The sequence below is a fragment of the Nostoc sp. S13 genome (assembly GCF_029379315.1).
In the GTDB taxonomy this organism is placed as follows: Bacteria; Cyanobacteriota; Cyanobacteriia; order Cyanobacteriales; family Nostocaceae; genus Nostoc.
Genome location: NZ_JAQYWQ010000005.1, coordinates 63,409 through 86,035 on the forward strand (window position 1 = coordinate 63,409; position 22,627 = coordinate 86,035).

The window sequence follows — 22,627 nt, forward strand, 5'->3', positions numbered from 1 at the left end:
AAACTGCTCCAAAATACTTGACATTTACTTACTTAAAGTTAAGAATAGTGATTTCTTCCCCCTTCCATCAAGGATGTCGGCATCTTCTTGTCCAGGGGCGTTTAGTTTCGGTTAAGCCATAAGGGATGTGATTGAAATATGCTTGCAAAGCAAAGATAAACTTTAGAGAGATTTAGGGAAGAATTTGTTGATTTAGTTTTACTCTGCGGTTACTACATACAATAAGTAGGGCATATGCCCTACCTACTCTTGTAGTTTAATCTGCGCCTTCTATTGGTGCAAAACCTTGGCGCTGAATATTTTCTGTCACGGCGCGTGGTTCCAAAAATTGTAGGAGGTAATCAGGGCCGCCTGCTTTAGAACCTACTCCCGAAAGTTTGAATCCACCAAAGGGTTGCCGTCCAACGATCGCTCCTGTGATGTTACGGTTAATGTACAAATTCCCAACTTCAAACTCTGTCTGCGCCTGCTGAATGTGCGAAGGTGTTCTAGAGTAAAGTCCGCCAGTTAAGGCGTAGTTTGTACCATTGGCGACTGCTAAGGCTTCCTGGAAATCTTGTACCCGAATTACTGCCAGCACAGGCCCAAAAATTTCTTGCTGGGAAATTACCGCATTTGGCGAGACTTCACTAAAGATGACTGGCCCGATAAAATATCCTTGTTCGGGTGCTGGTAACTCCAACGCCACTTCTGCTTCTGCCTTACCTTTCTCAATATACTCGCGGATGCGATCGCGGGCATTAGCATCAATCACCGGCCCAACTTGTGTACTCGGTAACTCTGCTTCCCCAATGTTCAAGGATTTTGTCGCTTCCACCAACCGTTGCACAAAGATATCATAAATTGGTTGCAGCACGATCACCCTTGAGGCAGCAGAACATTTTTGCCCACTGTAACCAAATGCCGACTGCACTACCCCCACAACTGCTTGGTCTAAATCAGCACTTTCATCGACAATAATGGCATTCTTGCCGCCCATTTCAGCAATCACCCGCTTCATATGCTTTTGTCCAGGTTTCAAAATTGCTGCCTCTGCGTAAATTCGACAGCCGACTTCCTGGGAACCCGTAAAAGCAATTACATGAGTATCTGGATGATTTACCAAATAAGCGCCGACTTGCGAACCCTTACCAGGTACGTATTGAAATACACCTTTAGGAAAACCAGCATCTACCAAAATTTCTGTGAGTTTTGCGGCAATTACAGAAGATGTCTCCGCCGGTTTGAGGAGAGTGCAATTGCCTGAAACCAAAGCTGCAACAGTCATCCCACAAGCGATCGCTAACGGGAAATTCCAGGGAGAAATAACTACAACAATGCCTCGTGGCTGGTAAATATAACGGTTATTTTCACCAGGTATGTCGTAATTAACACCTTCATCTAACCGTTCTATCTCGTCAGCATAGTACCGACAAAAGTCTATCGCCTCAGAAACCTCTCCATCAGCTTCCTTAACTGGTTTCCCAACTTCTAAAACCATCCAAGCTGAAAGTTCGGCGCGGCGGAGTTTCATCAAATCTCCCGCTTTGCGCAAAATATCAGCGCGTTGTTTAGCTGGTGTTTTCTTCCAACCAGGAAACGCCGCTTTCGCAGCTTGCATCGCCTGTTCTGCTTGTTCAACGCTAATCAACCCAACTTTACCAACTACCTCACTGAAATTAGAAGGATTCAGAGAATCGACAAATTCCGGCGTATTAATATACTCGCCATTAATCAGGGGTAAATAAGTTTTACCCAACTGTTGACGAACGTTTTGGAAAGCTTGTGTAGATTTTCTTGTCATTTCTTCTTTAGCGTAATCGGTATCAGCAGCACCGAGGAAATGAGAGTTAGGAGTTTGGAGAGACGCGACGCCAGTCGCTACAACGGGGGGAACCCCCGCAACGCGCTGGCTCATTAATCGCGTCTGTACGTTAGGAGTTAAAGAGTTCTCTTCTTTGACAATCGGCGGTGCTAATAATTCTTCAATCGGTCGATTTTCGAGATTTTGCCGTAAAAAAGAACTATTAGCTGTATTTTCCAACAACCGGCGAATTAAATACGCCATTCCAGGTAATAATTCACCGTAGGGACAGTAAACTCTGACTCGATAACCCCTGTCAACTAAAGCCTTTGCAACTTTATCACCCATACCGTAGAGGACTTGTAATTCAAAGCGACGGCGGGGGATATTTAAACTTTCAGCGATGGCAATGGCGCGAGAGTGCGATCGCACATTATGGCTACCAATGGCAGAATACACATATTGATGATTTTCTAGCAATAATTGAGTGATGGTTTCAAAGTTAGCATCACTTGCCGCTTTATCGTTGTAAACTGGCTGTGGCCAATGCTTCTGCGCTGCTTTGATAGTTTCCTGATCCCAATATGCGCCTTTCACCAAGCGGATTGTCAGGGGATAATCACGCTGTTTCAACCAAGAAATTAAATCTTTAGTATCTTGCTCACTATCACGCAGATATGCTTGAACTGTTATGCCAATATCTGTGCGTTGTCGGAACTCTTCTTCCAATAACAGTTTTTTCAGGATGCTGAGAGTGATGTCCTTATAGGCATACTGTTCCATATCAAAATGCACAGCCGCGCCTAATTCTTTAGCACGACGTAAGAGAATACGAATGCGATCGCTAACTCGCTCCTCACTACCTTTAGCATCTAATGGGTCAAATTGGGAATAAAACGCCGTTAACTTCACAGAAACCTGAACTTTTGGGATGAGTTCGCCATCAGCCTCATCAATAGCCGGGATAGCTGTCCAACTCTTCGATGCTTCCACCAATTGTTGCATTAATTCTAGATAGCGTTCTAGATAAGACTGCGCTTCAGCTTCCGTAATCACCGCTTCACCAAGTAAGTCGATGGTGAAAGCCATTTTTTCTTTTCGCAGTCGTTCAACTGTTTTGATGACTTGTTTAATATTTTCCCCAGAAATATATTTATGAGCAAGAGTCTCAACCGCAGTACCAACGGTTGTAGCAGCAACTTGTCCTGGCATAGAGTCGGGGTTAGCAAAGTTGAGCATTCCCTTCAAAGCTGCCGGTAATTCTACAGATTCATCTCCAAGATATTCTTGTAAATGTGAGGCAATTTCTGATTTACTATGCAAAGCAGGTAGCGTATCTATAAAGCGAAATAGTTGCACCCGCAACCCAGGATTACTCATTGCCCAAGCTAGTAATTTATCATCCCAGCGCATTTGATCCCGCAGGGAAGAAAAAAACGAACGATTTTCCTGCGTCGCGGCAAGAAGTTGTTTAGCAATTTCTTGGGTTTTAGCTTCGTAGGTGCTTGTTTGTACTTGTAATACCACAGATAATAAACTCCGTTAATCAAGGCAAGGCTTTTTGTACAAAGCCTATGTCTTCTATTTTGACGCTTTCATATATCTAGTGGAGAGTGGGGAGTGGGGAGTAGGGAGTGCAGAGAATGAGGGAGATGAGGGAGATGAGGAGGACAAGTGAAGCAGGAGGGACAAGAATTAATAACCAATGCCCAATGCCCAATGCCCAATGCCCAATTCAATCACAAGTGTTATCCTTTTGTTGATCTATTTCTAACGTCATATTAAGAGTGTGAATACTATTGTGAATACTATGTTTATGCATACAGAAAACCTCACGCATATCTTATTTTCTAAGTGGCAACACACACTCCAACCCTTTGGTGTTGAACAGGTAGCGGCTGAGAAAGCCTTTAATTCCTTGGTTGTAGCTTACTCTACCCCTGGTCGGTACTACCATACATTGAAACACATTGATCACGTCCTCAGCACAATTCAGATTTTGCAAGGCTACACCAACAACCTAGCTGCTGTTCAACTAGCTGCCTGGTTTCATGATGTAGTGTATAACTCTCAAGCTGAAGATAATGAAGAACGAAGCGCAGACTATGCTTTTGAATTGCTAAGTAATTTGGGTATTCCAGAAAGTACCATAACTACTGTCACCCGTCTGATTCTGAACACTAAAAACCACCAAGCTGCGGTGGATGACTATGATTGCCAAGTTCTACTTGATGCAGATTTAGCAATCTTGGCTACTAACCTAGTGGAATATCCAGAATATGCCCATGCCATTCGCCAGGAATATGGCTGGGTGGCAGAGGCAGAGTATATCACAGGTCGTCGGCAGGTTTTAGAGGAATTTTTACAGCGATCGCATATCTACTTTACGCCTTTAATGTCAGAGTTCGCCGAACCATCTGCCCGTGGTAATATCCAGGGAGAAATTCGGTCTTTGGCTTCAGGATGGAGTTTTTGATAAAGACTGGGTAATCACCTGGCAAATTGTTCATCATCTTGTAAGTGCGATGGTCGCGAAGCGAACCGCCTTCTCTACGAGACGCTTTGCGAACGGCATCGCAATCCATCTCTTGAATTAAGACTTGCTTTCTCAGGATACCGCCATTGTTGGTAAAAATTGATTAAACTGTTAAATTGATTACATTTCAATACTTGCTTCAGTGATAATTTTAACTATTATTAGTTAGTCTGGCAACGCCATGAGCAGAGAGTTAGCTATAATCTTTTGAAACAAAAGATTTTTAGTTAATTTGTGATTGGATAAATTTTAGTCCGACAAAATCAAATTTAATTAATCAATATGGTTTTTTGATTTTTACTTTATTAAGACAGATATAGCAGTCCTAAATCATTTGTGAAAATTATATATTTCTTTCTTTTTTCTTCCCTTTGCGTCCTTTGCGTTCTTCTCTACGAGACGCTGCGCGAACGCAGTTCGTTTCCTTATCTATATTTTTCACAACTCGTTTAGGATTGCTATAGATCCACCAATATTACCAGATAAACTGAATAAAAAGAACATTTTTTTATGGCAATCACTCATTGCTACTAAAAAGATGTTATTCAGCTAAAAAATAATTATAAATTCTAGTGTCATTCCTATCAAAAAGGTTTATCTAATTTTGATATTCAACAATTTAGTACAGCCATCAACAATTCTAAAATATAAATAACAATAACATCTCAAAACTTTACAAAGTTACTATTACTATGACACTTATCCTTTCACAATTAGATTATTTAAAACTACTATACCAAGCAGACATAATTCAGAATAATATTTTAGATAGTTTTGATATTACCAGAAAATATCAATTTGGCGAAGGGTATTGGCAACAGATTCAGCTACGAGATGGCATATCTTTAGACATTTCCAATTATCAGCAGCCCAAATCATTAATTTTAAAATGTCATGAGCGAAAACATCCATTAGAATTTCGATTTTTTATTTTGGTAGAGAGCGAATTTAAAGACCTTGAGTTCAAGACCGGAGAATACTTTTTGAGTGGTAGTGGGATGGCATCTGAGTGTGATGTATTCGAGGCTAAATCACAGCGAATAGTAGAAGTAGCTGTTCACATACATCCAAATGCATTTCGCTACTTTACAGAAAATACATCTGGTAAACTTCCAACAGAATTAGAACATCTTATTAGACGTTGGGATCAACCGACTTATGAACGCTATGGAACTCAAACTCCCGCAATGCAAATAGCAGTGCAGCAAATTCTTCAATGTCCTTACCAAGGCTTTACTAAACAAATTTATCTTGAAGGTAAGATTTGGGAACTAGTTGCAATGGTAGTTGATCAAGAAGTACAAATCAACCAAGGTTGCTTGCAGATTAATCCACTCAAACCATCAGATATTGACTGCATCTATGATGTTAGGGAAATTTTGTTGAAACATTTAGACAACCCACCCTCTCTTATCGAACTAGCACGACAAGTTGGTTTAAATGATTGCACAATGAAGCAAGGCTTTAAGCAGGTTTTTGGGACTACGGTATTTGGCTATCTGCATCACTGCCGAATGGAACTAGCTTATAAGCTGCTTATTGAAAGAAATATGAATGTCACAGAAGTAGCCAGAACAGTAGGTTATGCTAGCTTACCTTCATTTAGTAATGCTTTTCGTAAGAAGTTTGGGGTAAGTCCTAAGTCCTGTCAGAGATAAAAATTCCCGATGGAATAAAAAAAATTCCGGCTCGAATAAGACGCAAACACTGAAAAGTTATATATTTTTACAATAATTGGGTTGGTATAAATACATTTTTTCACCAACTTAGTTAGTAATAGTAATTGCGAGCTATGGACTGAAAGGAAAATTATACTTAATTCTCAATTTAGATACTTAGTATTCCCTAAATAGTGTGTGTAAAAATGTTTATCAGACTACCATATCCTGCTGTTTGCTGGTTAATATCTGTTGTTTTTCTAACTTTAGCCAATCCAGCATATTCTGAACAACCGTTAGTCAAAAAAACTTTAGTACGCTCAGGTGAAGCTTTCAAAGAAATTCCAAGATTGAATCAGCTACAGCTTCCTAAAACTAATGCTTCATATTTATGGAGAGTACCCAGACAGAACAAATTTCCCGAACTTAGTCAAGCAACTACAGATGTAGTATTAGTTACGGATGTGAAGGTTAACTCTACTGATAAAGGGATAGAGTTAATTTTAGTCACAGCTAATTCTCTCAAATTACAAGTTTTACCGAAAATTGAGGGTAATTCCTATATTGCAGATATCCCTAATGCTAAGTTGCAACTAAGAAGTGGGGATTTTAGACAAGAAAAGCCAGTAGGCGGAATTGCAGAAGTAACAGTTGCAAATTTAGATGCGAACACATTGCGAGTAACGGTGACTGGGGAAGCTTTTGCGCCTGTGGTGGAGTTGTTTGATAGTACAAAAGAAGGTTTAGTTTTTGGAGTGACCCCTAGTACTTCTACTGCTCAACAGCCAACAACAACGCCAGAACAAAAACCATCTACAATAGAGCCAGAAAAGCCCATTGAGTTAATTGTGACTGCTCCACCAGATACAAGTTATCGGATACCAGATGCTACTACTGCAACGAAAACAGATACACCATTGCGTGATATTCCTGCTTCGGTTCAGGTGATTCCTCAGCAGGTTATCGAAGACCAACAACCGCGTAACTTAATTGGGATACTCAGAAATGCTGGCGTTGTCCAAAATAATTTTTCATCTCGAATTGAAGATACTTTTTTGATTCGAGGTTTTACAGCCAGAAACGTTTATAGAAACGGTGTCAAAGACCGCTTTGCAGATGTTGCTGCTTTTTCAAGTTCGCTGACAAATATAGATAGAGTAGAACTTGTTAGAGGGCCAAACTCTGTAATTTATGGTCAAGTCAATCCAGGTGGGATCATTAATATAGTTACTAAAAAGCCTTTGAGTCAACCTTACTATGCCTTAGAGGTAAGGCGTGGTGGTTATGAACTTTTTGAACCTTCACTTGACCTTTCTAGTCCTCTAACAAAAGATGGCAGTCTGTCGTATCGTTTAAACACTTCTTACAGAACCGCAGAAGATTTTACTGATTTTTATAATGAAAAGCGTTTTTTCGTTTCGCCTGTTATTAATTGGCGAATAGGGAAAAATACAAATCTAACTTTTGATTCAGAATATGAAGACATACATCAGTCGCCAGGTCCTGATTCTGAGCAGATTGCTAGTGCAACTATACTTCCTAACCCAAATGGCAAAATCCCTATTAACCGTTATTTAGGGGAACCGACTGATTTCTTTAACCGCCAGCTTAATAGATATAATTACAATCTAGAACATCGCTTTAACGATAACTGGTCTATTAGTAATTCATTTCAAGCTGCATTTTTAACCCTTGATTTACGTAATACAGATGTTTCTAGTCTACTGGAAGCAGACAACCGCACTGTCGAAAGAACACAGTTTACTTATTCAAAGCCAACAGAGTATGAAGCTTATACTTTAGATACTCATGTTGTTGGTGATTTTAACACTGGTAGTATTAAACATAAACTTTTGGTGGGGTTTGACTTATTCAGACAAACTCGAAGGAGTGGTATAGTTAGAACAGCTGCGGCCCCTCTTGATGTCTTTAACCCAGTGTATGGTCAACCACTAGGTGATACTCTTGGAAGAATTGATATCTACTATAGAGATGATGCTTTAGGCTTTTATCTTCAAGACCAAGTGACACTTGCCAATAACCTCAAACTACTTGTGGGTGGACGTTATGACTTGGTAGAGAATGAGTCTGCTGATCGGATTGCTTCAACGACGAGTATCCAGTCTGATTCTGCCTTTAGTCCAAGGGTAGGCATAGTTTATCAACCCATAACGCCTGTCTCACTCTACGCCAGCTACAGCCGCTCTTTTGAACAAGTAACGGGTGCAGGTCGAGATAACAGCCTTTTTAAACCACAGCTGGGTACTCAGTATGAAGTGGGCGTTAAGACTGATTTATTTAATAATAAACTCTCAGCAACACTTGCTTTATATCAACTGACACTAACTAACATTTTGACTACCGATCCTATCGATCCCGATTTTGATGTGCAAACAGGAGAACAAAGAAGTCGGGGAGTAGAACTGAGTGTGACTGGAGAGATTCTTCCTGGTTGGAATGTAATTGGCTTCTACGGTTATACAAATGCACGCGTTACCAAAGACAATAACATTCCAGTCGGGAATCGAGTAGAAGGAGTACCAGCTCATGTCGCTAGTTTGTGGACAACTTACACCTTTGGTACTGGCTCTCTCAAAGGTTTTGGAGGTGGAATTGGCTTTAACTACGTTGGAGATAATAAGCCAGATAGTTCAAATACATTTACGATCCCAAGCTACTTTCTCACCGATGCAGCTCTGTACTATCGGAATAATAACTTTAGCGTTGGACTCAACTTGAATAACATATTTAATGTTCGATATTATGAAGCAAGCTTTGACTATCTCCAAAGAATTATTCCTGGTCGTCCGTATACAGCTGAGTTGTCAGTGAAGTGGGAACTTTAATGAGAACAACTCATTGGTTAACCAAGTGTTTTGTCCGATGCCTGCCCCTTTTAGGATTGCTTGCTGTGGTAGTGTGGCTAAACGGCTGTTTCTTTTTTAATTACCCAAAAGTTAGCCATTCTAAGAGTGTTTCTTCTTTAAGTCAGGTTCGAGTAGTTCAGCACTTTATGGGTAAGACAATAGTTCCTGCTCATCCTCAACGAGTTGTTGTGCTTAGTGGTCGTTGTTTAGAAAATGCTTTGGCGTTGGGGATCAAACCTATAGCTGCCTCAAAGTTATTTGTCTCACAATTGCAGCGATTAGTAGGCCCGCTATCAGGTATTGAAGATGTAGATTGGCTCTCTCCTAGTATCGAAAAGATATTGGCTCTTAAGCCAGACCTAATTCTTGGTATGCATTTTCATCAAGATATTTATCCACTTTTATCACACATTGCACCCACTGTTTTGGCTCCTCCTGGAGCCAGTGGAGCTTGGAAAGAATCTTTTGCTTTCACAGCCAGTGTTCTGGGTAAAACTAAAACAGCCCAACAGGTAATGGATAATTATTATGCACGTTTGACACACTTTAAAGCAAAAATGGGCGATCGCCTGAACACAACTTTAGTCTCGGTTGCCGAATTGCGTACTGATGCACTTTGGCTGTGGGCGAAGGCAAGTTTTTCAGGAGTTATTCTTAAAGATGCGGGTGTTGCACGTCCTTACTCTCAAACTTTGGATAGTCAAGCAACCCTAAGTCTAGGGGGTGGCCCTGCTGCCTATGCTTTATCAAACGAACTCCTGAGTGAGTTAGATGGGGATATTTTATTTCTAGTATCAGAAGACGCACTGGGCACAAGGGATTTACACTCAATACTTGAGCAACTCAAAGCAGAACCGTTGTGGTCAAAGTTGAAAGTTGTCCAACAGGAAAAAGTTCATGAGGTGGGGTTTTACTGGGTTCAGTTTGGCCCCCTTGCAGCCAATCGGATGATAGACGATTTTGAGCGATATTTAGTTAAACAGCAATAAACTATTTGAAAGTTTTTTAAGAAGGATCATGTTGAACTTGAGTGCAATTAGTAATGCAACTATGCAGTCAATTCCTTATAAATGGATTGTGTTTGAAAACTTGCTTGACACTTCAGTACAATCTGAACTAACAAATAGTTTTCCGACTACAAACTATAAAGAATATCATGCTATAGACTTTGAGCCAGATGAATACCCGGAATATACATATAATGACTACAGGTTTTTTGCACGCTGCATTCTGGATGAAAGTAAGTACAAAGGTCTACAAGATATCAAGGATCTGAGTTTTAGTTGGCAAAAATTGATTGAACAACTTCTCACTCCTAATTATCGAGAGGCGATGGAGCATCTTACTAATTTGGATTTGAAAAACCATTCACTAACAATTTATTTAACACGACATGATTTAGGGTTCTGGAACCGTCCTCATACAGATATCCCCCGTAAACATGTAACTCATCTTTTCTATTTAAATGAGGGATGGAATATAGATTGGGGAGGGTGTTTCCGAATTCTTAAAGATAATCAGACTACATCTGTAGTTAAAGAAGTTCCACCCTTGCCGCAATATTCAGCTGTTATTGTACGTTGCGATCGCTCCTGGCACATGGTTTCCCCTATTTCCCTTAATGCAACTCAACACCGTCTGCATCTACAGACTTGCTTTTGGCTGCCAGAGTCTTAGGTTTTTGTTTAGCAAACTCTGAGGAGAATTTTGCTTAAATTGAGAGCGTTCCAACTCAAAGCCACCTGCCTTGTCATCCAAAAAGTTTTCCTCAATATCGAATCGCTGGCTCTATTTCCGAAACGTCTGGGGGGTGGGAGTTTTTATCACGCTTTGATGTACCACAGTTCTCCACTGATCGGATCAGGGGTGAAGGCATTGGTGTCAACTTAACGTGAAAGCCTGTCTAGATCACGACAAGCTGTATTCTATGCAATTGGAATCGGCAATAAACGAATTGCTTAACGTCTGCCACCACCACGATAAGGCACTTCCGGCACTTCAGTCTCTTGTAGCTTTTTTTTCGGTGCAAACACTTCTTGATGTTGTTGCGGCTGAATTTTCTCCTGTGCAAATCTTACACGGGTGCGAACTCCCAGATCAACATCTGTATCGAGCATTTTCTGAAGTTGATTTGTAATCCGCGAGGCTTGATCGGGTAAAGTAACTGCTATAGCAATGGCTAGTGTTTCTAAACTCGTCACTGCTGCATAGCGTACTACCCACTCTGGATCTTGACAAATTAGTAATAGCGCCTCTAATACCTGAGTCTGAACAGATTCCAGCTTCTCAGGCGGTACTTGATGCCAGAGCAAAGTGCCTAATCCCCTGGCAGCTGCCCGCCGCACACTTAAGGAAAAATCGGTTTTTGCTGCCTCTAATAAGGTATCCAGCGCTCGGACATCGCCAATTCCCGCTAAGGCACGAATAGCCCAGGCTCTAGCACCGTAGTTGTAGTGATCAATTAGTTCCAATAATGGCGGTACTGCGGCTTCTCCGATCGCAATTAGTCCATCTACCGCCGCCACTGCCGCCCCTGGATTGTTGTAGCCCAAGGCTGCAATCAGAGTGGGAATAGATTCCTCTATACCAGCTGCTGCTAACTCTTGAACTGCGTCTAATAAGCGCTCTGAGGAGTCTGCTTCTTGCACAGCACGGATTAATATTTGGGCAAGATCACTGTTATTCATAAGAATTTTTCATGAGTCATTAGTCGTCAGCCAATTGTAGCTTAAGTTATCCGTAGTTGGCATCATACATAAAACCCCTAGCCCTATTTTGCATTTGGGTTCGGGGTTTATGTGTAATAGACATTTAGTTTAAACGTATTAATTAGAACTGATTATTGGAAAATTATGACTACAACAAGGAATCCATCAAATTCATGACTTTAATCGCACCTGCTGAGAAAGTGCTTGTTGCTGTATGGTTAACTTGATATTCTAATAGTCCTTTAAGAGAAATTAGCTTCAGACTATTCTCGGCGAGAGTCTGGGCGATCGCATCTGCCGCGGGTAAATATCCAATCGCTGCCAAATCTGCCAACACTGCTCGACGCAATTGTAATTTCTCACCCCCTAAAGCCTTTACCAACCGTTCTCCATAAACAGGTTCTTGAGTTAATTGATACATAGCTCGTGCGGCAGCATATTGCACCAATTCGATTGGATGCTCTAAGAATGGCTTTACCAAAGGGATAAACTCAGTCGCCTTCAAAGTTCCCAAGGCTTCTAAGATGGCATCATAAGGTTGAGATAAATCAGGCTGGTTTGATCTGAGTTGCTCTCCCTGCAAACCTACTACTAATAGTTTAATCAGGGCAGGAATACAAAGCGGCTCACCCAACATTTCTAAAGATTGTGCCGCCGCTTCCCGGACATAAAAATCTGAGCAGTCTAAACACCGAATTAAAGGTGATACTGCCTGGCGATCGCCTAGTTTCCCTAAAGCCCTAGCTGCGTTCCGTCGCAGAGGATATCCGCCTTCTGGTGTGCGATCGGCCTCATCCTCTAACGCTTTAATCAGTCCTGTAACCGCAGCTGGTTCACCTATGCGAAACCTGCCTAACCACCAAGCAGCATAAAAGCGCAGACCTAAATCTGCACTCTCAAGATTAGCTAGAGCTTGCTCTACTGTTAAAGATTCACCGTTGGCAAAATCATCTGTCGGTGATAAATCTTCAAATTTCTGCGGACTTGAATTCATTAGAAGAAGGAGGATTGCTCTGTTCGCTATCTGTTTTAGCCTCAGCGTTCAATGGCTGAATGCTGACTATTTTGCCACCTAAGCGAGTAATCCTCTGCATTTCTTTATTCATCCGGTTCTCAGGCACTGTGAAAAACACAGTGGCACTAGAACGAATGGGATAGTTAGTTTTTTCGGTTTCTTCGCTTTGGCGCAGACCCACTACTTCATACCGAAAGTAGCGACTACTCGTTCTATTACTAATTGGTCCAACCATAAAATTAATTCCTAATTCTAAATTGTCATTAGTCCTTTGTCCTTAATAATGACTATTGACTAATGACTATTGACTATTGACTATTGACTATTGACACTAAAGTGGCTTCACACTGGCGATTTTACCACCTTGTTTTACCACTCTCTGGAAGTAACTAGATAGTTCTTCATATGGTATAATCACCGCTTGATTGACACGGCGGGTGCTAGGATAGCCAGCTCCAAAAACGCCTGCCACTTCAATACGGTAGAGTCTACCTTCTTTACCAAAAGTTCCCGCACCACCGAAAGTACTGTTAGGGGTAACGCCTTTTTCAGAAGCAACGTATGAAAAGCCTGAAGGGCCACCGGAGGGAGGAACAACGATGGATGCACTATTGCGACCTAGTTCGCTAGCAAGGCGTGAGGACTTGCCTTTGAGTTGGGAGGTATCGCTACTGGCATAGCCACGATAAAGTTGGAATATTCGGCTAAATCCGACAGTTTTCTGTCCTGTTTGCGTTTTAAAGCCGCGATAGTAAGGCACAATATTTTCACCAAAGTTAGATTGATACTCTGGCGAATCAATATAAGAATCAATGTCGGCTTCATATCCCTTGTTTTGGTACAAGTCTAAGTGATAGACCACATCAGACTCATCATAGGGGGCACGACCCAACAAATGTTTATAGTTCAGTTCGATGACGCGAGTTTGGAAATTGTCGTAGAAAAACTTGGATTTGTACAGTTCAGATTTAGCTATTTGACGCACAAACTCTTGCACTGTATTTTTTCCATCACGCAGGATAGATTCAGCACTTGTAAGGCGGTCAGATGCCAATATGTAATTGTTGCCTAACACCTGACGATAGACGGCAGCAATTACTCTCTCAATGTCTTCTTTGGTTGCATTTGGACGCAATTCTACAGGAGCCTGATCACTAAAAGGCTCTGTCCCCAGACGGGACGCTGCTGTTGTAATAGCCATTGGTAATTTCCCTTTTGTAATTGGTAATTGGTAAGGGGAGTCGGGAATGAAGAGTCGGGAGTGGTAAAATTCCCTACTCCCTACTCCCTACTCCCTACTCCCCACCCCAGCCCCTATTTATACGGCTGTAATGCTAATCACTTTACTGCCCTTGCGATTCAACTGCTGCAATTTACTAGAAAGTTGCTCGTAGGGTACGATCAATTCCGCAGTACCCCGCCGCACTACAGTCGAGTTTGGGGAAGCTGCTTGTAGCACTCTGATACGGTATGTTTCCCCGCGACCACCTGTAGAGAGTCCTGTTAAGGCTCCGGCGGAGACTGGATAAATGGGTGAAGCCAGATTCTTAGCCACTTCCCAGGTTAGCCGTCCTTGTTTTTGTCCTTGAGCGCGATCGCTATTGGCATAACCCCGATACAGTTGGAACAGTCGGCTAAATCCAACGTTTTTCTGTCCTACTTGACTTTTAAAGCCTCGATAGTAGGGCACAATATTTTCGCCAAAACTTTCTTGATATTCTAATGAGTCAATGTAGGAATCAATCTCAGCTTCATAACCTTGTGAGTTGTAAAGCTCAACATGGTACGAAATCTCTGACTCATCTTCCGGGGCACGCCCCAATAAATGTTTATAATTCAACTCGATAAACCGAGTTTGGGAGTTAGAGTGGAAAAACTTATCCCGATAGAGTTCCGATTGAGCAATGGCTAGCACAAATCCCCGAACTGAGATTGTACCTTGCTGCAACAGTGATTCTGCATTGACAAGACGCTCTCCTTCCAGTAGGTATGCATTACCCAATACCTGACGGTAAGCCGCCCGGATAACCACTGCTACATCCGCTTCTGTTCTATCGGGACGTAGTTCTACCAGTGCTGAGTTTTCAAATGCTCCAATCCCTAATCTTGCTGCTTGTCCCAAAGCCGCCATCTTTAACCTCCTCAGTTTTAACTGCAAAACTGAAAACTTTTTAGAAAATTTTTTTCTAGTCTTTTAACAGTTTTTTGAAAATAAAACTGCCCGGAGAGGTAAACAACTCATAGAACTTACTTGTCAGTCATAAGAGCTGATTTCCTCTCCGGGCTAAAGAAACACTCTAGCTTAGAGTATTGATTACATAGTCGATGTAAGAATTTGCTTCAACACCTGGATCACCACTTAGGCCGTGGTTAGCTTTGATGTACTTGAGAGCTTCAATGTACCAGCTAGGAGAAAGATCAAAAGTCCGGTTGATTTCAGCCAAGCCAGAAATCAAGAAATCATCCAATGGACCTGTGCCACCTACAACTAAAGCGTATGTGATAATCCGCAAGTAGTAGCCGACATCACGTACGCACTTGCCTTTGCCGCGTGAATCAGACGCGAAGTTTGGACCTTGTTGTTGAGTGGTGTAAGGGTATTTGTTATACACCGCTTGAGCTGCACCTTCGCTCAACCGTTGAGCATTGGCGCTCAAGGCTTTTGCTGCTTGTAAGCTAGCTGGCGCTTGGCGGAAGCGACCAAAAGCAACTTGAATCTCGGTGCTGCTGAGATAGCGCCCTTGAGAATCAGCCGATGCAATTGCTTCAGTTAGAGGTGTTTTTGTCATTTTGGTATTTCCCTTTCACAAACTTTATGGTTGAAATTTTGTTTTGTCCTATGGACAATTATTTAGTCAACATCAGCAATGCTTGGCTTAAGCCACAGCAGCAGCAGCGCGATCAAAATAGCTAGCTATTTCAGATGACAGAGCGCTGCAATCTCCTCTGGTGATGTTGTTTGTATCATTGACAATGGCCAGGGAAGCTTGTTTCAGCTTCTGAATACCAACAGCAACTGACCCTCCTGGAGTTCCCAATGCTAAATAGGTTTCCCGCAATCCATTCAGGGCACGGTCATCTAGCACGCTGGAATCGCCAGCAAAGATAGCATAGGTGATATAGCGAAGAATGATGTCCAAATCTCTAATGCAAGCAGCAGCGCGACGGCTGGTGTAAGCATTACCACCGGGAGTGATCAATTGGGGTTGTTCTGCCCACAAATCACGAGCCGCAGCAGCAACAAGAGCAGACGCATTGCTGGTAATACGGTTAACAGCATCTGTACGCTTGTTACCATCTTTGACTAGTTCGCTCAATGCATCCAATTGTGCATCGGAGAGATATTCCCCACGTGTATCAGCTTGGGAAACTACTTTTGCAAATGCATCTAAAACCATTGCGTTAAATCTCCTAATTTGCTTGGTTAAGAATTATTGGACTCTAAACTGAATGGTTCAGTTTTTTTTGATGCCAGCACTGCCTGACGAGTTACGAAAGGTTTAAAACAGACACCCAAGAAATAAGTTTACGATCTCCAGGCTTTCAGATTAAAACTTTTGTTAGAAAACTTCAAACTTCCACGAACTACTGAAAAACCTGATTAAGATGTTGTTTTTTACTTCCAAGTTCTCTTTATACAATGCTGCCGCATCATTATTTATTACAAATTATTGTTATGTTTGTTAATTTCATTTACATAACTTTACATTATGTTCTCTGTTATAAAAAGCCTCTGGCACTAAGTATCTACGCTGTTAGGGGGATCTTCGAGTGCTGAACAAGCTAACCGAACCCTATTGAGTTCTCTCCACCGCCAAAGATGGGATAATTTATTTTTGGTTTCTGGGAAATCCCTTAAAGAATGCGATGCCTGGGGCGGGCGTAGCTGCGGCATCTTTGATTTTTGTAACATTAGCTACTTCCTAGCTGCCGCCAAGGGCACGCGCCCTAATTTGCGATCGCGCGCCCTAATCTAAGTATAATCAAGTAGCCCCAGCTACAGAATCTATTAGCTAAAAGTAATTTTCATTAAGCGCTACGAACCAGAAGATAATGTTTCCAGGGTGCCGCAGGCATCGCACCCTGGAAAATCTAGCATTTACTACCGACTAATTTCTGCCAAACACACTGCCAAGAGCACGCGCCATATTTTGCGGCTGCATTGCATCGATTGCGGCAGTGGGTTCATAGCCGCAGTGAACCATACAATCAGCACACTTGGGATTACCACTCTTCTGGCCGTATTGACTCCAGTCAGTTTCTGCCAGTAATTGCTTGAAGGTAGAGTAATAACCTTCGTTCAGTAGATAGCAAGGTTTTTGCCAACCGAGAACGCTATAACTAGGGCTACCCCAAGGCGTGCATTCGTAGTCCTTTTCACCAGTGAGAAAATCTAAGAATAGCGGATTGTGATTGAAGTTCCAGCTTTTTTCACCAGCTTTATATGGAGCGAGAATTTCCCGGAAGAGGGCGCGTGTTTGTTCACGGTGGAGAAAATGATCTTGATCTGGTGCCCACTCGTAACTGTAACCGGGAGAAATCATCATCCCGTCAGTATTTAGTGTTTCCAGAAAGTCGAAGAACTCTTGCATATCTTTGGGTTGAGTACCTTCAAATATAGTGGTGTTAGTAGTAACTCGAAAGCCTTTAGCTTTAGCAGCGCGAATAGCTTTGACAGCAATATCAAAAACACCTTGCCGATCGACGCAATGATCGTGCAACTCCCGCATCCCATCTAAATGCACACTAAAAGTTAGGTAAGGGGAAGGTTGAAACTTATCCAGACTCTTTTCTAACAATAAACCATTGGTACACAAGTAGATGTACTTCTTGCGCTCAATTAATCCCTGGACAATTTGATCAATTTGTGGATGTAGCAGAGGTTCTCCCCCAGGAATTGAGACAACCGGTGCGCCGCACTCTTCCACTGCGGCAAAACACTGTTCTGGAGTGAGATTTTGCTTTAAAATTTCCTTTGGATGTTGGATTTTACCACAACCAGTACAAGCTAGATTACACCGAAAAAGAGGTTCCAACATTAATACTAAAGGGAAGCGTTTACGTCCTTTCAAACGCTGCGTAATAAGATACTTCCCAATATCCATAGCTTGTTGTATATTAACTGCCATTCGATTACTCCTCTGTAGATCAAAACACCCCTTTCTCAACCCCAAGATTTATCTGTGGGGTCTTTAATTTTGAATTTTGAATTTTGAATTTTGCGGAAAGTCTGAGCGGAAGTTTCCTTTGCTCAGAACTTTCCAAGACGAATTTTGAATTCCCCTCTGGGGTTGACGTAACCTTGAGCAACAAACCAATCGACAGCATCCTTGAGTGCCGCCTTCAGTGAAGATTGAGGTAGACCCAATTCTCGTACAGCCTTTGTGGCATCGTAATACATAGGTTGTTTCGCCATCCGAACGCCATCCAATGGCACTGAGGGCAATTTTCCCAATGGTGCGAGAATCTTTTCATCAACCCAGGCAACACTAAGGGGCAACCAAGCGGGTACAGTTCGTTGAGGTGCGCTTAAATCGGTGATCTCGGCGAGTTGTTCAAGCAGTTGCTTTAAACTGAGGTTTTGGTGTCCTAAGATATAGCGATCGCCTGATTTACCCCGTTGCAAAGCCAGTAAATGCCCCCATGCCACATCACGAACATCGATAAAATTTAGACCAGTATCTAAGTAAAAGGGCATTTGTCGTCGTAAAAACCGCAAGATTATATCACCCGTGGGGGTAGGTTTGATATCTAACGAGCCAATCGGGCTGCTGGGATTGACAATAACTACCTCCTGACCTGTAGCAACGGCTTGCATGGCTTCTTGTTCAGCCAGAAACTTAGACTTTTTGTAGTCACCTACCAACTTTTCTAAGGGACTCTGATGTGTTTCATCGACGACTTGACCAGATGATCCTACCCCAATTGCTGCCACTGAACTCGTGTAGACGGTGCGTTCAATGTTAGCGTTGCGAGCTGCTGCCAACACATTACGCGTACCCAGAACATTGTGACGATAGAGTAACTCTCGGTCTGTTTGCCACAGGGAATAATGGGCTGCCACATGAAATAGGTATTGACAACCTCCCATCTGTTGCCAGAGATTTGGTGAATTCAAATCGCCTTTGACAATTTCCACCTCCAAACCGCGTAGATTCTCCAAATTGCTGCTATGCCGTACCAGTGCTTTGACTGTGTAACCCTGTTGCAGTAACAACCGTACCAAATGGGCACCAATAAAACCCGTACCCCCCGTGACAAAAACTTGCATCAATCTATCGCCCTCTTCTGAAATCGGGGAAACCAATCATCCAAAATGGTGTAAACTACTGGCACAACAATCAAGCTGAGGATAGTTGAAGTTACTAGTCCACCAGCGATCGCTACAGCCATAGGCGATCGCAATTCGGAACCAGCACCCAAACCTAAGGCGATCGGTAGCATCCCTAAAATAGTGGAGGCCGTGGTCATCATAATTGGTCTGAGGCGCACTAATCCGGTATTGAGGATTGCCTCCGTGCGGTCTAAACCAGCGTTGCGTAACTGGTTGATAAAATCTACAAGCAAAATCGCATTTTTATTTGCCAGCCCCAGCAAAAAGACGAAACCGATCAGTGAGATCATGCCAAAATCGCTCTTGGTGATTAGTAGCGCCAACATTGCCCCCACTAGTGCCAAAGGCAAAGAGACACCAATAACCAGAGGGTCTACCCAGCTTTTGAACAGCAAAATTAATACCACAACAATGCACAGGGCAGATAAAGCCAGAGTAGTGCCGAAACTGCCAAAAACTTCATCTTGACGGGCAGAGTCTCCCCCTAAATTTAAGGAAACATCAGAGGGTAGCACCGCCTTTGCTTCAGCTACCACTTTGTCAGTGGCATCACCCAAGGACAGATCCTTGCCTAGATTAGCACTGATGTAGGCTACGCGCTGATTATTCAGACGCTCGATCTGAAAAACTGTGCCCTGCGGATTTGTTTCACCTGTAATTGTGACATCAGCGAATCCCGGTAACCTCTGAATCTTCTCTTTTATCGCTTTGACTGCTTTGCTCAGAGCTTGGAGATTATTACTTTGTAATGCTATTTGCAGGGGTTTTTGACCGCCGGAATCGACAAATTGAATATCTTCAACACTAGTAGTTACCCCAGCAAGAGCAGGTAAGGAGGAGCGCAATTGGTCTTGTAGTTCCGCAGTTGTGATTGTCCGGTTTTCCTTTAACTTTACATATAGTATGCCTTTGTTCGGCTCACCCTCGCGAGAACCAACAGTGGTAAATACTGTTTCAACTGCCGGTGATTTTCTCACAATCTCTTCTAGTTTCTTCGCAACCTCAAGAGAATCATTTAAAGGATTGGGAATGGGGAATTGGGCATTGGGGATATCGCTGCCTTGTCCCCCTCTGCCCAAATCAGGGATATTTGGCAAAGGAGCCGTATAAGCAATATTAAATTCGCCGCGATCGAGTTTGGGAATAAACCCTTTAGGAATTAGTGGAATCAGTGCTATACCTGCGATGAAGCTGAGGACAGCTAACCCGATAACTATCTTCCGGTGATTCAAAGACCAACTGAGCAAATTTCTGTAAGATTGGGTAAAGGCCACCCAGATTTTTGCTTCCCGACGCGGGGAGAGCGAGGATTTAGGTTTCAGCCAGTAGATAGCCAGAACTGGAGATAAAGTCCGAGCAACTAGCATAGAAGCAAGCATTGCGGCTGAAACAGTGATGCCAAAGGGCTTGAAAAACTGACCGATTACCCCACCCATCAAACCTATGGGCAGAAAAACCGCTACTGCTGTCAAAGTGGCTGCGGTGACTGTCAACCCAATCTCATTTGTAGCTAAAAGCGCCGCTTGGCGAGGAGTTTCTCCATCTTCAACGTGTCGCATGATGTTTTCTACATCCACGATCGCATCATCAACAATACTACCAATCACCAAAGCTAAAGCCAGCAGGGTGATTGTCTCCAGGTTAAAGCCGAAAATCGCCATGACGATAAACGTCGCCAACAAAGATGTGGGAATCGCCAAGGCAGAGATGAGAGTTGCCCGCCAATTCCATAAAAAAGGAAAAATTACTACGATAGACAACAAGACTGCTTCCAGCAAAGCATCGATTGTTGACTGGGTGGCGTGGCGGATATATTCTGCTTGGGTGGCAGCTAAAGTAAGGTTGACATCCTTAAGGGTAGAGCGTAGCCTTTGAACTTCTTTCTCAACCTGACTCACTACTTCCAAGGTGTTAGCGCTACCGCGTTTGATTACCTGAAATGCGAGTGCATCTTCACCGTTAAACCGCACTAATGTCGCCCCACCTTGGGGGATTGCACTCCCCGCTGGATTTAGCTCAGGGGTTGCAGTAGCAGTTCCTAGTAGTGAGACTTTCAGGACTCCTGGTAGTTTAGCGATCGCACTGACAATCTCATCTTGCGCCAACTTTGTCAAATCTTTGAGATTCCGCGTCTGACTCTCTATGGCATAGCTAATGGCGGCTGACTCGTTTAGATTCAGGGGAATAATTTTGTCAGTTGCTCCCGGAGGTAGAGTCAACTGCTTGAGGGCAGTTTCAACCTTTTTGGTCGATGTTTCTAAATTCGTCCCAACAGCAAAAGAAAGGCTAACAGCAGTTTGCCCAGGATAGGTTGATGAGCGGATATTCTCCAGTCCTTTTAGGGAACGGAGGCGTTCTTCCAGGGGTTGGGTGAGCTTCGCCTCGGTATCCAGGGCAGTTGTCAGGGGGGCTGTAGCATTCACAACCACCACTGGAAAGGTAATATCTGGAAACAAGGCATACTTAAGGGAACTGAAAGCCAGAATACCAGCTACCGTTACGGCAATCCAAAAACTCACCGTCAGCCACGAAAATTGAATTGCCAATTTGGAAATATTGAAGAGTTCTCGTGCGGATTTGGAGTTATGAAGCTTTACCATCTTGGAAAATTATCGTGTGGGTGACACAATTATTTAGTCATGCTACAGCAATCACCTTGGGTTTAGGAGTTTTGGTTATTACTAAACGGCAATACTACTTATTCTCACTCACATATAGCCAAATTTTTAATCCAAAAGGAAACTTCAAAACTGTGGAGAGGGCTAATGCCTAATTTTTTGCCCATCAACACAATTCTGGTACCTCAGGGAGCAGAATATAAAGCTGTGTGTCGCGGATTAAGCGGCGTTACTGGCTCTATCCCGACGGTAGTAGCCATACCTGTTGGGATGAAGCCTTTACTCAAATATCTGCATGCATCCCTAGTAAATGGACAATTTCTGGCTCCAAAATCCAGAGTGCTGATTATGGGTATATGTGGCAGCTTGAGCGATCGCTACAAAGTTGGTGATATTGTGCTGTATCAAGATTGTGTTTATCAGGGGAAGCAGCAAGAATGCGATCGCACTTTTACAGCACAATTGCACTCTTCTTTATCACAAAAAGTATCCTTAGTAAAGTCACTGACAAGCGATCGCGTCATCTGGTCTGCTGCTGAAAAACGCCGTTTAGGTGAGACTTTGGCGGCTGATGTTGTTGATATGGAAGGATTTACCGCCCTAGAGTTTTTCAATACGGCTGGGGTGTCCGTGGCAATGTTGCGAGTAGTCAGCGACGATTGTCAGCATAATATCCCTGATCTCACATCAGCGATTAACTCTGATGGCTCCCTAAACCCTTTGCCTTTAGCAATGCGAATGCTTCGACAACCCCTTGCTGCTACTCGGCTGATTCGAGGTTCATTAACAGCATTAAAGGTGTTAGAGCAAGTTACGCGAAATTTGACCGGATATTGCCGGACAAAGTAATAATAACGCTGTTACCTTCATAGGCAATAGTGGCGGTATTCCGCCAAGCTTTTAAGTAAATATCCGTACTTATTTATAATTAGTGTTGCTCTTGGATCACGTCATTTCCCACTGTTCAATCCTAATAGGGTAATAATCAACACAATTCCCTATTAATTGTGAAATTCGTTGTGGAATAAGTTTTACAGAAACTTTATCGTTAGGTAGATCAAGTAGAAACATATATTGGGAAGCATAAAATATAACCTTATCAGGGTTG

18 protein-coding genes are annotated in these 22,627 nt (G+C 42.7%); 7 read left to right on the plus strand and 11 right to left on the minus strand.

All coding sequences use genetic code 11. The annotated features are described in order from the left end of the window. Positions 1-256: 256 nt before the first annotated feature. The gene (gene pruA, locus PUQ00_RS02920; RefSeq protein ID WP_300412981.1) at positions 257-3,310 is read right to left on the minus strand and encodes an L-glutamate gamma-semialdehyde dehydrogenase; all 3,054 of its coding nucleotides are present in this window, start codon (positions 3,308-3,310) and stop codon (positions 257-259) included. Between the two features lie 289 nt (positions 3,311-3,599). On the opposite strand from pruA, the gene PUQ00_RS02925 reads away from it, so the two are divergent. From PUQ00_RS02925 to PUQ00_RS02945, 5 genes are all read left to right on the plus strand, one after another. Further along, entirely contained in the window at positions 3,600-4,259 is a 660-nt protein-coding gene (locus tag PUQ00_RS02925) for a hypothetical protein (protein WP_300413111.1), read from the plus strand. 752 nt (positions 4,260-5,011) lie between these two features. Further along, a complete protein-coding gene (locus PUQ00_RS02930; protein ID WP_300412983.1) occupies positions 5,012-5,977 on the plus strand; it encodes an AraC family transcriptional regulator in 966 nt (321 codons plus the stop codon). A 206-nt stretch (positions 5,978-6,183) separates the two neighbouring features. Next, positions 6,184-8,823 carry a TonB-dependent siderophore receptor gene (locus PUQ00_RS02935; RefSeq protein WP_300412985.1) on the plus strand — a complete coding sequence of 880 codons (2,640 nt, stop codon included), beginning with the start codon at positions 6,184-6,186 and terminating at the stop codon, positions 8,821-8,823. Between the two features lie 167 nt (positions 8,824-8,990). Next, entirely contained in the window at positions 8,991-9,833 is an 843-nt protein-coding gene (locus PUQ00_RS02940) for an iron-siderophore ABC transporter substrate-binding protein (protein WP_300412987.1), read from the plus strand. A gap of 28 nt (positions 9,834-9,861) precedes the next feature. After that, positions 9,862-10,521, plus strand: coding sequence for a 2OG-Fe(II) oxygenase (locus PUQ00_RS02945; RefSeq protein ID WP_300412989.1), 660 nt, complete (start codon positions 9,862-9,864; stop codon positions 10,519-10,521). A gap of 281 nt (positions 10,522-10,802) precedes the next feature. Here the strand turns inward: PUQ00_RS02945 and PUQ00_RS02950 are convergent, their stop codons facing one another. The 10 genes from PUQ00_RS02950 to PUQ00_RS02995 form a co-directional block, all read right to left on the minus strand. Then, positions 10,803-11,531 (minus strand): HEAT repeat domain-containing protein, encoded by a 729-nt coding sequence (locus PUQ00_RS02950; RefSeq protein ID WP_300412991.1) that lies wholly within the window; start codon positions 11,529-11,531, stop codon positions 10,803-10,805. Positions 11,532-11,700: 169 nt separating this feature from the next. Beyond that, on the minus strand, positions 11,701-12,546 hold the full coding sequence (locus PUQ00_RS02955; RefSeq protein ID WP_300412994.1) for a HEAT repeat domain-containing protein: 846 nt from the start codon (positions 12,544-12,546) through the stop codon (positions 11,701-11,703). Further along, positions 12,521-12,802: a phycobilisome linker polypeptide gene (locus tag PUQ00_RS02960; RefSeq protein WP_300412996.1), complete on the minus strand. Its 282-nt coding sequence runs from the start codon at positions 12,800-12,802 to the stop codon at positions 12,521-12,523. Before PUQ00_RS02960 ends, PUQ00_RS02955 begins: the two co-directional genes overlap by 26 nt. Before the next feature lie 96 nt (positions 12,803-12,898). Beyond that, on the minus strand, positions 12,899-13,768 hold the full coding sequence (locus PUQ00_RS02965) for a phycobilisome linker polypeptide (RefSeq protein WP_300412997.1): 870 nt from the start codon (positions 13,766-13,768) through the stop codon (positions 12,899-12,901). A 117-nt stretch (positions 13,769-13,885) separates the two neighbouring features. Next, positions 13,886-14,698 (minus strand): phycobilisome linker polypeptide, encoded by an 813-nt coding sequence (locus PUQ00_RS02970; protein ID WP_300412998.1) that lies wholly within the window; start codon positions 14,696-14,698, stop codon positions 13,886-13,888. 166 nt (positions 14,699-14,864) lie between these two features. After that, entirely contained in the window at positions 14,865-15,356 is a 492-nt protein-coding gene (gene cpcA / locus PUQ00_RS02975) for a phycocyanin subunit alpha (RefSeq protein ID WP_300412999.1), read from the minus strand. Positions 15,357-15,443: 87 nt separating this feature from the next. Further along, positions 15,444-15,965, minus strand: a complete 522-nt coding sequence (locus PUQ00_RS02980) for a phycocyanin subunit beta (protein WP_300413000.1) — start codon at positions 15,963-15,965, stop codon at positions 15,444-15,446. Positions 15,966-16,676: 711 nt separating this feature from the next. Then, complete coding sequence (hpnH, locus tag PUQ00_RS02985; protein WP_300413002.1) at positions 16,677-17,696, minus strand: adenosyl-hopene transferase HpnH; 1,020 nt, start codon at positions 17,694-17,696, stop codon at positions 16,677-16,679. A gap of 122 nt (positions 17,697-17,818) precedes the next feature. Continuing rightward, a complete protein-coding gene (hpnA, locus tag PUQ00_RS02990; protein ID WP_300413004.1) occupies positions 17,819-18,838 on the minus strand; it encodes a hopanoid-associated sugar epimerase in 1,020 nt (339 codons plus the stop codon). Further along, positions 18,838-21,501, minus strand: coding sequence for an efflux RND transporter permease subunit (locus tag PUQ00_RS02995; RefSeq protein WP_300413005.1), 2,664 nt, complete (start codon positions 21,499-21,501; stop codon positions 18,838-18,840). The genes hpnA and PUQ00_RS02995 overlap by 1 nt, the downstream gene beginning before the upstream one ends. Between PUQ00_RS02995 and PUQ00_RS03000 the strand changes: the two genes are divergently transcribed. Both PUQ00_RS03000 and PUQ00_RS03005 read left to right on the plus strand, forming a co-directional pair. After that, positions 21,471-21,674, plus strand: a complete 204-nt coding sequence (locus tag PUQ00_RS03000; RefSeq protein ID WP_300413136.1) for a hypothetical protein — start codon at positions 21,471-21,473, stop codon at positions 21,672-21,674. The two genes, PUQ00_RS02995 and PUQ00_RS03000, sit on opposite strands and share 31 nt — an antisense overlap. Then, a complete protein-coding gene (locus PUQ00_RS03005) occupies positions 21,667-22,368 on the plus strand; it encodes a phosphorylase (protein WP_300413006.1) in 702 nt (233 codons plus the stop codon). Before PUQ00_RS03000 ends, PUQ00_RS03005 begins: the two co-directional genes overlap by 8 nt. The last annotated feature ends 259 nt before the right edge of the window (positions 22,369-22,627 follow it).